Origin of the sequence: Pantoea hericii (assembly GCF_014155795.1) — a bacterium.
GTDB classification, from domain to species: domain Bacteria; phylum Pseudomonadota; class Gammaproteobacteria; order Enterobacterales; family Enterobacteriaceae; genus Pantoea; species Pantoea eucalypti.
The window spans coordinates 103,578-116,634 of sequence record NZ_SCKV01000007.1 but is presented as its reverse complement, the minus strand read 5'-3'; the positions used below and the strand labels follow the sequence as shown (position 1 = coordinate 116,634).

The 13,057-nt window shown below is 55.6% G+C and carries 9 protein-coding genes; all 9 read left to right on the top strand.

The genetic code is table 11. From position 1 onward, the window contains the following. The first annotated feature begins 364 nt into the window (after positions 1–364). The 9 genes from dppA to bcsB all read left to right on the top strand — a co-directional run bounded on the left by dppA (position 365) and on the right by bcsB (position 13,053). A complete protein-coding gene (gene dppA / locus H7K52_RS15930) occupies positions 365–1,975 on the top strand; it encodes a dipeptide ABC transporter periplasmic-binding protein DppA (RefSeq protein ID WP_003852001.1) in 1,611 nt (536 codons plus the stop codon). A 171-nt stretch (positions 1,976–2,146) separates the two neighbouring features. Continuing rightward, positions 2,147–3,166, top strand: a complete 1,020-nt coding sequence (gene dppB, locus H7K52_RS15925) for a dipeptide ABC transporter permease DppB (RefSeq protein ID WP_003852000.1) — start codon at positions 2,147–2,149, stop codon at positions 3,164–3,166. A gap of 9 nt (positions 3,167–3,175) precedes the next feature. Further along, positions 3,176–4,078 carry a dipeptide ABC transporter permease DppC gene (gene dppC, locus H7K52_RS15920; protein WP_003851999.1) on the top strand — a complete coding sequence of 301 codons (903 nt, stop codon included), beginning with the start codon at positions 3,176–3,178 and terminating at the stop codon, positions 4,076–4,078. A 12-nt stretch (positions 4,079–4,090) separates the two neighbouring features. Next, complete coding sequence (dppD, locus tag H7K52_RS15915; RefSeq protein WP_003851998.1) at positions 4,091–5,077, top strand: dipeptide ABC transporter ATP-binding protein; 987 nt, start codon at positions 4,091–4,093, stop codon at positions 5,075–5,077. Continuing rightward, positions 5,067–6,089: a dipeptide ABC transporter ATP-binding subunit DppF gene (gene dppF / locus H7K52_RS15910; protein WP_105100003.1), complete on the top strand. Its 1,023-nt coding sequence runs from the start codon at positions 5,067–5,069 to the stop codon at positions 6,087–6,089. Before dppD ends, dppF begins: the two co-directional genes overlap by 11 nt. 519 nt (positions 6,090–6,608) lie before the next feature. Next, on the top strand, positions 6,609–7,196 hold the full coding sequence (gene bcsO / locus H7K52_RS15905; RefSeq protein WP_140034182.1) for a cellulose biosynthesis protein BcsO: 588 nt from the start codon (positions 6,609–6,611) through the stop codon (positions 7,194–7,196). Next, complete coding sequence (bcsQ, locus tag H7K52_RS15900) at positions 7,187–7,990, top strand: cellulose biosynthesis protein BcsQ (RefSeq protein ID WP_039658636.1); 804 nt, start codon at positions 7,187–7,189, stop codon at positions 7,988–7,990. Before bcsO ends, bcsQ begins: the two co-directional genes overlap by 10 nt. Positions 7,991–8,038: 48 nt before the next feature. Then, positions 8,039–10,150, top strand: a complete 2,112-nt coding sequence (gene bcsA / locus H7K52_RS15895) for a UDP-forming cellulose synthase catalytic subunit (protein ID WP_052250627.1) — start codon at positions 8,039–8,041, stop codon at positions 10,148–10,150. Further along, a complete protein-coding gene (bcsB, locus tag H7K52_RS15890) occupies positions 10,147–13,053 on the top strand; it encodes a cellulose biosynthesis cyclic di-GMP-binding regulatory protein BcsB (RefSeq protein WP_078805055.1) in 2,907 nt (968 codons plus the stop codon). The genes bcsA and bcsB overlap by 4 nt, the downstream gene beginning before the upstream one ends. The last annotated feature ends 4 nt before the right edge of the window (positions 13,054–13,057 follow it).

Below are 13,057 nucleotides of genomic sequence, written 5' to 3'. Positions count from 1 at the left end.
AAGTTTTTTAGCGGTGAGAATCACTAGCGATAGAGCAGGCTTCCAGCACAATACACGGAATTCAGGTCAGCTCTGCTGTGCATTGTATGGCATTTGGACAGAAACGGTTTTTATTACCGTTGCATGCGATTCCTCACACTCTGTGTAAATAAGTAACCGTTGTATTGACGTTCTTTGCAACTGTTGACAAATTGATGCGTCAATAAATGCGCAGTTACGGAATTTTCTGAATGCATAACCTGCATCTGAAAAAACAAAAAATCGTAGCGCGCGTTAACCACCTGTTCGGTGGTACGCCTGAACCGCATAAAAAAATCAGAGGTCAGGCAATACACACAACATCACATCACAATGGAGCAAACGCATGATCAACTCCCTGGCTAAATCCGGGATGCTGAAGGTCGGTCTGAGCCTGATTGCTATGACTGTCGCCGCCGGTGTTCAGGCAAAAACCCTCGTTTACTGTTCTGAAGGTTCTCCGGAAGGCTTTAACCCGCAGTTGTTCACTTCGGGCACCACCTACGATGCCAGCTCACGTCAGATCTACAACCGACTGGTTGAGTTCACCATCGGCACCACCGAACTGCACGCTGCACTGGCAGAGAAGTGGGATGTCAGCGAAGACGGTAAAACTTACACCTTCCACCTGCGCAAAGGCGTGAAGTGGCAGACCACTAAAGATTTCAAACCGACGCGTGACTTCAACGCGGATGATGTGGTGTTCACCTTTGAGCGTCAGCTGGATAAAAACAACGCCTATCACGGCGTCTCCGGCGGCAGCTACGAATATTTCGAAGGCATGGATATGCCTAAGCTGATCAGCAAAATTGAGAAAGTGGACGACAACACCGTTCGCTTCGTGCTGACCCGTCCTGAATCGCCGTTCCTCGCCGACCTCGGCATGGATTTCGCCTCGATTCTGTCGAAAGAGTACGCAGACAACATGCTGAAAGCGGGTACCCCGCAAAACGTCGACCTGAACCCGGTCGGTACCGGTCCGTTCCAGCTGCTGCAGTACCAGAAAGATTCGCGCATCCTTTACAAAGCTAACCCGAATTACTGGGGCACCAAGCCAAAAATCGATCGCTTAGTCTTCTCCATTACCCCGGATGCTTCAGTGCGTTACGCCAAACTGCAGAAGGGCGAATGCCAGGTCATGCCTTATCCAAATCCGGCTGACATTGCGCGTATGAAGCAGGACAAGAACATCAACCTGTATGAGCAGGCGGGCCTGAACGTCGGCTATTTGTCATACAACGTTGAGAAAAAACCGCTGGATAACCTGAAAGTACGTCAGGCACTGACCATGGCGGTCAACAAAAAGGCGATTATCGACGCCGTTTATCAGGGTGCAGGTCAGCCTGCTAAAAACCTGATCCCACCAACAATGTGGGGCTATAACGACGCGGTGAAAGACTACGCATACGATCCTGAGAAAGCCAAAGCGCTGTTGAAAGAAGCGGGCATGGCAGACGGTTTCTCAATCGACCTGTGGGCAATGCCGGTTCAGCGTCCTTACAACCCGAACGCACGCCGCATGGCTGAAATGATTCAGAGTGACTGGGCGAAGATTGGCGTCAAAGCCAAAATCGTCACCTACGAGTGGGGCGAATATCTGAAGCGCGCCAAAGCGGGCGAGCACCAGACCGTCATGATGGGCTGGACCGGTGACAATGGGGATCCGGATAACTTCCTGGCTACCCTGTTCAGCTGTTCAGCGGCTAAAGATGGCTCTAACTACTCGCGCTGGTGTGATAAGTCCTTCGAGGACCAGATCCAGCCCGCTCGTGCGACTGCCGATCAGGCGAAGCGCATCGAGTACTACAAACAGGCTCAGGTTGTGATGCATGACCAGGTACCGGCGCTGATGATCGCGCACTCAACGGTATACGAACCGGTCAGCAAGAAAGTCTCCGGGTACAAAGTCGATCCGCTGGGCGGACACTACTTTGCTCAGGTAGACATTAAAGAATAATTGTCGCCTTTTCCGGGGCGGCTGCGCGTCGCCCCGGCTTTATCTCCCTGTTTTACTGGAAACGGTAGAGGCGCAGCCAGTCTGCGTCGCGGTCGGGCCTACCCGATCGTCAGATGTAAGCAATAACAACCCTCGCGGCGACGGTCGCGCGGACAAGAGAGAACCCGGATTATGCTGCAGTTCATACTCCGACGTCTGGGCCTTGTTATCCCAACGTTTATCGGCATTACATTACTCACCTTCGCGTTTGTTCACATGATCCCCGGCGATCCGGTGCTGATCATGGCGGGCGAGCGCGGTATTTCTCCTGAACGTCATGCACAGTTAATGGCACTGTTAGGGCTGGATCAGCCGCTGTGGAAACAGTACCTGCACTACATTAACGGCGTATTACATGGCGACCTGGGCATTTCACTTAAAAGCCGCATCCCGGTCTGGGATGAGTTTGTTCCGCGCTTCAAAGCGACGCTGGAACTCGGTATCTGCGCCATGATATTTGCCGTGGCCATTGGCATCCCGGTAGGGGTTCTGGCGGCGGTGAAGCGCGGTTCGATTTTCGATCACACCGCTGTGGGAATCTCACTGACCGGCTACTCCATGCCGATCTTCTGGTGGGGCATCATGCTGATCATGCTGGTTTCGGTTCAGTTCAACCTGACACCCGTTTCCGGGCGGGTCGGCGACACCGTCTTCCTGGATGACAGCATGCCACTGACCGGCTTTATGCTCATCGACACCTTCTTCTGGGGTGAGCCGGGCGACTTCCACGATGCGGTCATGCACATGATTCTGCCTGCCATCGTGCTCGGTACCATTCCGCTGGCGGTGATTGTGCGTATGACGCGGTCGGCGATGCTTGAAGTACTGGGTGAAGATTACATCCGTACGGCGCGCGCTAAAGGCCTGACGCGGATGCGTGTGATCGTGGTGCATGCGCTGCGAAACGCCATGCTGCCGGTGGTCACGGTAATTGGTCTGCAGGTCGGCACGCTGCTGGCCGGGGCGATTCTTACCGAAACCATCTTCTCATGGCCGGGTCTGGGTCGCTGGCTGATTGAAGCGTTGCAGCGCCGTGACTATCCGGTGGTGCAGGGCGGCGTGCTGCTGACCGCAGTACTGATCATCGTGGTCAACCTGCTGGTTGATCTGCTGTATGGCGTGGTTAACCCGCGCATACGTCACAAGAAATAAGGGGGCATCATGTCTGTTGTTGATCCCGGCAGCGTTACCGTTGCACCCACGCCGATGACCCCGTTCCAGGAATTCTGGCACTACTTTAAACGTAACAAAGGCGCCGTTGTGGGCCTGGTCTACATCATCATTGTATTGCTGTGCGCTATCTTTGCCGATGTACTGGCCCCGCATGCACCTGCTGAGCAGTTCCGCGATGCGCTGCTGCATCCGCCGGTCTGGCAGGAAGGCGGTAACTGGAGCTACATCCTGGGCACCGACGACGTGGGCCGCGATGTGCTGTCGCGTCTGATGTACGGTGCGCGCCTGTCACTGCTGGTGGGCTGTCTGGTCGTGGTGCTGTCACTGATTTTCGGCGTGATATTTGGCCTGCTGGCCGGTTATCTCGGCGGCGTGGTCGATGCCATCATCATGCGTGTAGTCGATATCATGCTGGCGCTGCCAAGTCTGCTGCTGGCGCTGGTGCTGGTCGCCATCTTTGGCCCCTCAATCGTCAACGCCTCCATCGCGCTGACCTTTGTGGCACTGCCGCACTATATCCGTCTGACCCGCGCGGCGGTGCTGGTCGAAGTGAACCGCGACTATGTCACCGCTTCCGGCGTGGCCGGTGCGGGTATGCTGCGCCAGATGTTCGTGAATATTCTGCCTAACTGCCTTGCACCGCTGATCGTGCAGGCGTCATTAGGTTTCTCCAACGCCATTCTCGATATGGCGGCGCTGGGCTTTCTCGGTATGGGTGCGCAACCGCCAACGCCGGAGTGGGGCACCATGCTCTCCGACGTTCTGCAGTATGCGCAAAGTGCCTGGTGGGTAGTGACCTTCCCTGGATTGGTCATTCTGCTTACCGTGCTGGCATTTAACCTGATGGGCGATGGTTTGCGTGATGCCCTCGACCCGAAACTCAAGCAGTAAAGAGGCACCGAGATGGCTTTATTAAATGTAGACAAACTATCGGTGCATTTCGGCGACGATAAAGCACCGTTCCGTGCGGTTGACCGCATCAGTTATCAGGTAGAGCAGGGCCAGGTTGTGGGTATCGTGGGCGAGTCTGGCTCCGGTAAATCAGTCAGTTCGCTGGCGATCATGGGGCTGATCGATTTCCCCGGCAAAGTGATGGCTGAGAAGCTGGAGTTCAACCAGCGCGACCTGCAACACATCTCCGAACGCGAGCGCCGCCAGCTGGTGGGTGCAGAAGTGGCGATGATTTTTCAGGACCCGATGACCAGCCTGAATCCCTGCTACACCGTGGGTTTCCAGATTATGGAAGCGATCAAGGTGCATCAGGGCGGCAATAAACGCACGCGGCGTCAGCGGGCAATCGACCTGCTGAATCAGGTCGGTATTCCCGATCCTGCGTCACGTCTCGATGTCTATCCGCACCAGCTGTCGGGCGGCATGAGCCAGCGTGTGATGATTGCGATGGCGATCGCCTGCCGGCCAAAGCTGCTCATCGCCGATGAGCCGACCACAGCGCTCGACGTGACTATCCAGGCACAGATCATCGAACTGCTGCTGGAGTTACAGCGGCAGGAGAACATGGCGCTGATTCTGATTACGCACGATCTGGCGTTAGTGGCAGAAGCGGCTCACCACATTATCGTGATGTATGCCGGTCAGGTGGTGGAGAGCGGCAAAGCGACCGATATTTTCAAAGCGCCGCGCCATCCCTATACGCAGGCGCTGCTGCGTGCGTTGCCAGAGTTTGCGGCTGATAAAGCGCGTCTGGCCTCGCTGCCGGGCGTCGTGCCGGGTAAATATGATCGCCCGGTTGGCTGTCTGCTGAATCCACGCTGCCCTTATGCGACTGACCTATGTCGTCAGGAAGAACCTGAACTGCGCACCATTCCAGGACGCCAGTCCAAGTGTCACTATCCGCTGGACGATGCCGGGAGACCCACTTATGAGTCATGAAATTAAGAAAGATCAGTTTCTGTTACAGGCGATTGATCTGAAGAAGCACTACCCGGTGAAGAAGGGACTGTTTGGTCAGGAGCGTCTGGTCAAGGCACTTGATGGCGTCTCTTTTGATCTGGAACGCGGTAAAACGCTGGCAGTGGTTGGCGAGTCAGGCTGTGGTAAATCCACGCTGGGCCGACTGCTGACCATGATTGAAACCCCGACCGAAGGGCAGCTCTACTGGCACGGTCAGGATCTGCTGAAACACGATCCTCAGGCGCAGAAGCTGCGTCGTCAGAAAATTCAGATCGTGTTCCAGAACCCGTATGGCTCACTCAATCCGCGTAAAAAAGTGAGCCAGATTCTGGAAGAGCCATTGGTGATCAATACCTCGCTTACCAAAGCGGAACGTCGCGAGAAGACGCTGGAGATGATGGCGAAAGTCGGCCTGAAAACTGAACATTATGACCGCTATCCACACATGTTCTCGGGTGGACAGCGCCAGCGTATCGCGATTGCGCGCGGGCTGATGCTCGATCCGGACGTGCTGATTGCTGATGAGCCGGTTTCGGCGCTCGACGTGTCGGTGCGTGCTCAGGTGCTGAACCTGATGATGGATCTGCAGCAGGATATGGGCCTCTCATACGTCTTTATCTCGCACGATTTATCCGTGGTAGAACACATAGCCGATGAGGTGATGGTGATGTACCTCGGCCGTTGCGTAGAAAAGGGCAGCAAAGAGGCGATTTTCGCCAATCCGCGCCATCCTTATACTCAGGCTTTGCTGTCAGCGACGCCGCGTCTTAATCCTGACGACCGTCGTGAGCGTATTAAGCTGACCGGCGAGCTGCCAAGCCCGCTGAATCCGCCACCAGGCTGCGCCTTTAATGCACGCTGCCATCGGCGTTTCAGCACCTGTGTACAGCTGCAGCCAAAGTTGAAAAACTATGGCGGGCAGGAAATTGCCTGCTTCGCGGTTGATCAGGATGAGAATCAGCCGGTTGGGGTGGCAGAAAACGTCAGCTGAGCAATCATCTGGCATCCAGCCGAAGGCTCCTTTCTGGAGCCTTTTTTTATCTCAATTCAGTGGCAAGCCGTGCCGCTGGCGGTTCCGCACTCATATTCTGATTATTTACCTCCTTTTTTCTTTACCACTTTTAACCTGTTTTTTTCTGGTGATATTTTCAGCGGAAAAAGATAAATGCCATCAATCCCTCATGGCGGCGAGCGGCTTTTTGCTGCACCTGAAATGGCCTTGTCGCTGTTAAATACGCTGTGTGGTATGAGTCCTTCTGGCTGGGCCATTCGTTGCCACAGCGGCTATTTCCGAAAAATTTTAAAAAATATCCAGACAATTTAACTTAAATTTAATTTATTAATTATCTGGGGTTATACGCTGACAATGGCTTTTAGTCGGCAGGGTTTAATCTTTATGATTAAACTATTTTATTGAATTTGCTCTTTTTGTAATCAGGTTTTTCTGACTGACATTCAAGGGATGTGTTATATTCCAGGAAAATTCCCCCCTTGTGGCAGGCCACGGTCAATGAAGAATAATTACGATGATTTGCAGCGTTTTAAAGAGAAAACGCAAACGCTCGACATCGACTTTAAAGATATGTCTGGCCAGACGCAGGAAGCGGCGGAACACAGTAAATGGGCATTGATTCGTCAGCTGGCGAAAGAAGAACAGCAGGCGCCATTGGGTAGCGGTCAGCGTATCGACCTGCCTCAGCCTCAGCCGCTGCGCGGTGATGAGTTCACGGCTCCTCCGCCTGACGCTCCTGCACGACCTGCGACCCTGAATGTGCAACCGGCAATGGCTGCCCGCACGTCGATTCTCGATAGCCTGTCAGGCAGCAGCCTGACAGCAACCAGTGCCGCTGAACGCGGTCCTTCGTCACTTTTTCCGCTACCGCCGCCACCACGACCACAAGTGGCTGAGCCTGTTGCTGCCCTTCGTGCAGAGCCCGTCCTGCGCGCCCCGGTGGCGGATCGACAGCCTGTCATCTCGCCCTCCGCCCCCCATTCTGAACCCGAACGGTTTGGCGCGCTGTTCCGCTCGCGCGATGTGACTCTGCCGAAAGAAACCTTACTCAAACCGTTACTGGAGAAGATTGCGTTATGCCGTTAGTTTGTGTGTGCTCGCCGAAGGGAGGCGTGGGAAAAACGACGCTGGCGGCGAATCTGGCCTGGAGTCTGGCACGTTCCGGTAGCAAAGTTCTGGCGATTGATTTTGATGTGCAGAATGCATTGCGTCTGCACTTTGGCGTGCCGCTTCATGATGGTCGTGGATTTGTAGCGCGCTCAGAAGAGCAGGCGGACTGGAGCCAGTCAATTCTCACCACCGGCGGCAATATTTTTGTCCTGCCTTATGGCGACGTCACCGAGCCCCAACGTGAACGGTTCGAAGAGAACCTGATGAAAGATCCCCACTTTATTAAACGCGGTCTGGATACGGTGCTCAATTATCCCGGCCTGGTAATTGTGGCTGATTTTCCGCCTGGTCCCGGTCCTGCCCTTAAAGCAATGACGGCGCTGGCCGATATGCATTTAGTGGTGATGTTAGCGGATACCGCGTCAGTGTCGTTACTACCGCAGATTGAAGAGAACCGGATGACCGGTAAACCGCTCAATAATAAGCAGGGTCACTATTTTATCCTGAACCAGTGCGACAACCGCCGGAATATTAATCGCGATGTCACCGCATTTATGCAGCAGCGTCTGGGCGATAACTTACTGGGCGTGGTTCACCGTGATGAAAGCGTGGGTGAAGCCAATGCTTCCCAGCAGTCTGTTTATGATTTCAGCCCGGCTTCGGCAGCGGCATTTGATATTGAACTGATCGCGAAGCGTGTCAGCAGCATTCTGAATATCACCGTGGGTAATGGCGAAGTTCAGGCTCCCATCCGCACAAATCACTATTAGCCGACTTCTGCAGGCGACTATCTAACACAGCTCTTCTCAGGGTGAATCATGAGTAAAATCGGGTTTTACCTGCTGCTGCTGGTGCTTGCACCCGTTGCCGCGGTGATCATCATTACGCCAATGGACAGCCAGAAACAGTATATTTTTGGTCTGATCAGCATTGGCATGATGTTTTTATTGGGTTTCAGCAAGAGCCGCAAAATAACTGTGGTGATGGTGATTCTCTCTGCCTTGATGTCCAGCCGCTATATCTGGTGGCGCACTACTGAGACGCTGCACTTTAATTCCGAAGTTGAGGCTATTTTAGGGATTGGCTTATATCTGGCGGAGCTTTACGTCTGGCTGATCTTAATTCTCGGCTTCCTGCAAACCACGTGGCCCTTAAAACGCACGATTGAACCTTTGCCAGACGATACCAGTCTGTGGCCGACGGTTGATATTTATGTGCCTTCCTATAATGAAAGTCTGGATGTGGTGCGCGACACTGTACTGGCCGCGCAATGTATCGACTACCCGCGTGACAAACTTAAAGTTTATCTGCTGGATGATGGTAAGCGCAGCGAATTTGCCCGTTTTGCGGCAGATGTCGGGGTAGGGTACATCACCCGAGACGACAACAAACATGCTAAAGCGGGTAACCTCAACCATGCGATGAAGATCACCAAAGGTGAGCTGATTTGCATCTTTGACTGCGACCACGTGGCGACCCGTACCTTTCTGCAGGCAACGGTGGGGCCGTTCCTGAAAGATTCGAAGCTGGCGCTGCTGCAGACACCACACTATTTCTATTCTCCCGATCCCTTTGAGCGTAACCTGCGCGCCGCGCGCAGCATTCCAAACGAAGGCTCACTCTTTTATGGCCCGGTTCAGCAGGGCAACGACAACTGGAATGCCACCTTCTTCTGTGGCTCCTGTGCGGTGATCCGTCGTTCAGCGCTGGAAGAGATTGGCGGCTTTGCTGTTGAAACTGTCACCGAAGATGCGCATACCGCCCTGAAAATGCAGCGGCTGGGCTGGGGCTCCGCCTTTCTGGCCATTCCGCTGGCTGCCGGTCTGGCAACCGAGCGTCTGGGCCTGCATATCATTCAGCGTACCCGCTGGGCGCGCGGAATGACGCAGATTTTCCGCGTTGATAACCCGCTGTTTGGTCGTGGCCTGAAATGGCAGCAGCGTCTTTGCTACCTTAATGCCATGCTGCACTTCCAGTTTGGTCTGCCACGCGTTGCCTTCCTGACTGCGCCGCTGGCCTACCTGCTGTTTAACCTGAATATTATTCATTCCTCGGCGTCGCTGATCTTCGCCTACGTGCTGCCGCACCTGGTCATGTCGCTCTATGTTAACTCCCGCATGAATGGCCGTTTCCGTTACACCTTCTGGGGTGAGATTTATGAAACGGTGATGTGCTTCCATCTGGTGATCCCGACCCTCCTGACCCTGCTGTCGCCAAAACATGGGAAGTTTAACGTCACCGATAAAGGCGGCGTGCTGGATCAGGGGTTCTTCGATTTCCATATCGTGCGTCCGCACGTGATTGTGGCGCTGCTGCTGGGCATCGGAATTGTGGCGGGTGTAGTGCGTGCCGTGATGCATGACTACTTTGGCGTCGATCCTTATGTCATCGCACTCAACGTCGGCTGGGCAATTTTCAGCCTGATCATTCTGATGGCGGCGATTGCCGTGGCGCGCGAAACCAAACAGGTGCGTAAAACTATCCGCGTAGATGTGCAAATCCCGGCGATTATTCACTACGCCAGCGGCATTTCCTCACGCACCCAGACCAGCAACCTTTCGATGGGCGGTGCGCAACTCGACGCGCCAGATGGACGCCATGAAACGGATGAGATTGAAGAGATTGATCTGATGCTGAAATCCGGCGCGATCACCATTCCGGTCAGTAAGATTTCCGGTGATGAGGAGAGCATTCGTCTGCGCTTTGAGGCGATGCCGCTGGCGCGCCGTCGCGAGCTGGTCCGTGTGGTGCTGGCGCGTGCGGATGCCTGGATTCAGCCGGAGTATAAGCAGGACAACCCACTGATTTCGCTGGGCACCATTATCCGTACCGTATTTGAGCTGTTCTGGCTGACCTGGAAGGGCCGCCACGATAAACGTAAAAATGTCGATCCGGTGGCTGCCGCGGCGAAAGAGGATGGCGTGGCATGAAGATCCTGACGCAAACTTTGCTGGCCAGTTCACTGACCGCAGCGTTATGGCTGACGCCCGCTGGCGCGGAAACGCCGGCAGTTGTTGATAACAGCAGCAGTGCCCCGTTAAACAGTCCTGCGCCGACGCCGTATGGTGCCGTTTCTGCTACGCAGCCAGCCGATGCAGCAGCCAGTGCGCCGGTAAACAGTTCAGCGCCGACACCGCCTGATGCCGTTTCTGCTTCGCAGCCAGCTAATGCAGCGGGCAGTGCGCCAGTGACAAATCAGGCGCCGGTCAGTGATGCCGCGCCTGCGGCACCGATGAATAATAGTGCCACGCCGACAGCCGGTTCAGCCCAGGTGACGGCCCCGGTCAGCGGTGGCGAGTCTGCCACGCAGTCAGTGCCATCAGCGGCCCCGGCTACCCAGGCTACAGAATCGGCTTCGGCTTCTGCGCCACAGAGTGCCGCACCGGATGCGACACCAGCAGCCACGACCCCATCCTATGCACCCGCTGGTGATACAACATCAGCATCTCAGGCGTCAGCGACCGGTGAGGCTTCTGCGCCGGCCGCCGCACCCGTGACGAGCACCGGTGCCGTGACCCAGGACAGCAGCGCGCTGTCCGCGGTGCCACTGCCACAGGGACTGAGCAACGCCGATCCGGCGCTGGAAGCGGCTGCCAGTGCGCTGCCCTACGCGCCAGGCCAGGCGACGATGCCGGTTGCAGAACCGCAGCTGCCGATTACCGCAGCCATCAATCAGCCCATCAGCAGCACGATCTCAGTGGCTCAGATGGGCCAGTCACGTGGCATTACGTTGACCGGCGGCCAGTTACAGTCGGGCATCACCTTTACCCTGCCCAGCGATGAAGTCATTACCAATGCACGACTGAATCTGACGCTGCGCGTCTCTGCCGCCCTGGCCGCACGCAATACGTCGCTGCAGTTGATGCTGAATGGTCAGCCACTCGGCACACTGCCGCTGGGAGCCACTGACAGCGACGTCAGTGACTATGAGCTGGATGTTCCCGCGGCGATGGTGGTGTCGAGCAACAACCTGAGTTTTAAAATTAACGATGCGGACAAATTGCTGTGTGAGAAAGAGAGCGCGCAGCAGTACCAGGTCACCATTCTGCCGAAGACCTCGCTGCACCTTGAGGGGCAGCAGCTTAATATCGGTACCAGTCTGCGCAATTTTCCGCGTCCCTTCCTGGATCCTCAGCGGATGACGGCGTCCACTATCACGATGGGCTTTGCCAGTAACCTCTCACCCGATGCGGTCAGCGCGGCGGCACTGGTCGCTTCCTGGCTCGGTATTCAGAGTGATTATCGTGGCATCCGCTTCCCGGTAGTACGCGGCGAACTGCCGGAAAACAACGGTATCCTGTTTGGTCATCCTGGCGATCGGATCGGTACCCTGACGTTCCCGGCCAGTAATGGCCCGATGTTGCAGGTGGTGGATAATCCCAACAACCCGGTTTACAAATTGCTGCTGGTGAGTGGCAACAATGAAGAGCAGTTGCGTCAGGCAGCGAACCGGCTGACGACGCAGCCATTCGCGACCGATGAGAGCCAGCTGCAGGTTCCTGTACAGACCATTGGCAACCGCAAACCTTACGATGCACCACGCTGGATTAACACCGACCGACCGGTACGTCTGAGCGAACTGCTGCGTAAGGATCAGAGTCTGACCAGCAGTGGCATCTGGCATGATGCGCTACGCGTTAACTTCCGCGCTGCACCTGACCTGTTCCTGTGGGATGGAAAAACGGTGCCGGTCAACCTGCACTATCGCTTCCCGTCGGAAAGCTGGATTGATGAGGACAACTCGTTTCTCAACGTCATGCTTAACGGTACGTTCCTGCGCAACCTGACGGTGAATAAAGTCGGGCTGCTGGAAAACGTCTGGCATCGTTTAGGCGGTGACGCGCGTCAGGAGCAGTATCAGCTGAATCTCGAACCCTATCTGATTTATGGCGACAACCAGCTTGCACTCTACTTCAATATTAAACCGCGAGCCGATGCGCCCTGCGGTGTACTCCTGAACAACAACATTAAGAGCCGGATTGAAGAGGACTCATGGATCGATCTGAGCCATACCCGTCACTTCAGCATGCTGCCAAACCTCTCTTACTTTGTGGGTGCCTCGTTCCCGTTCTCGCGTCTGGCCGATTTCGGCCAGACCACGCTCCTGCTGCCGGAAACGCCCAGCAATGCCGAGCTATCGACGTTGCTGGATCTGGCGGCGCGTGCCGGTAACGCTACGGGGGTGGCACTGACGCAGAATCAGGTGCTGTTTGGTCTGCCCAACGGCGGCACCAACATGGCGCGCTTACAACAGAGCGATCTGCTGGCGGTCAGTACGACCGGCAACAGCGCCTTTAATCAGGCGATGCTGGCAGCATCACCGTATGACGCCACGAGCAGCACCTTTGGTGTGAAAGAGCCCGATACGCTGGAAAAATTACGCGGCTGGCTGACGGGCGACTGGAGTCTCCAGCAGCTGGATGCCGACCGTTATTTCTCCTCCAACGAGGCGTGGCGAGGCTTCCTCAGCTACCGATCGCCGTGGAATCGCGATCGGCTGGTGGTGATGACGGTGGCAACCAGCGACGATCAGCTGCTGCGACTGCATAACGATTTGAGTTCGGCGCAGATTAACGCCGGAATTCGGGGCGATACCGCGATTATTACCGATGAAAACGGTATTCGCAGTTTCCGCGTCGGGGCGCAATTCCCCAGCGGCGAAATGCCCTGGTACATGATGGTGGTGTGGTATGCCAACCAGCATTCGGTGCTGCTGGCGCTGGCGGCGATGCTGCTCTCTGCGCTGGTGGGCAGTGCGGCCTGGGTGATGCTGAAGCGTCATGCGTGGCGGCGTCTGAACCCAAAGCAAGATCGTGATTCCGGCAGGAAGTAAGGAT

Bases quoted from the DNA above. Each gene is read 5' to 3' on its own strand.
- dppA (WP_003852001.1), top strand. From the start codon at position 365: ATGATCAACTCCCTGGCTAAATCCGGGATGCTGAAGGTCGGTCTGAGC.
- dppB (WP_003852000.1), top strand. From the start codon at position 2,147: ATGCTGCAGTTCATACTCCGACGTCTGGGCCTTGTTATCCCAACGTTT.
- dppC (WP_003851999.1), top strand. From the start codon at position 3,176: ATGTCTGTTGTTGATCCCGGCAGCGTTACCGTTGCACCCACGCCGATG.
- dppD (WP_003851998.1), top strand. From the start codon at position 4,091: ATGGCTTTATTAAATGTAGACAAACTATCGGTGCATTTCGGCGACGAT.
- dppF (WP_105100003.1), top strand. From the start codon at position 5,067: ATGAGTCATGAAATTAAGAAAGATCAGTTTCTGTTACAGGCGATTGAT.
- bcsO (WP_140034182.1), top strand. From the start codon at position 6,609: ATGAAGAATAATTACGATGATTTGCAGCGTTTTAAAGAGAAAACGCAA.
- bcsQ (WP_039658636.1), top strand. From the start codon at position 7,187: ATGCCGTTAGTTTGTGTGTGCTCGCCGAAGGGAGGCGTGGGAAAAACG.
- bcsA (WP_052250627.1), top strand. From the start codon at position 8,039: ATGAGTAAAATCGGGTTTTACCTGCTGCTGCTGGTGCTTGCACCCGTT.
- bcsB (WP_078805055.1), top strand. From the start codon at position 10,147: ATGAAGATCCTGACGCAAACTTTGCTGGCCAGTTCACTGACCGCAGCG.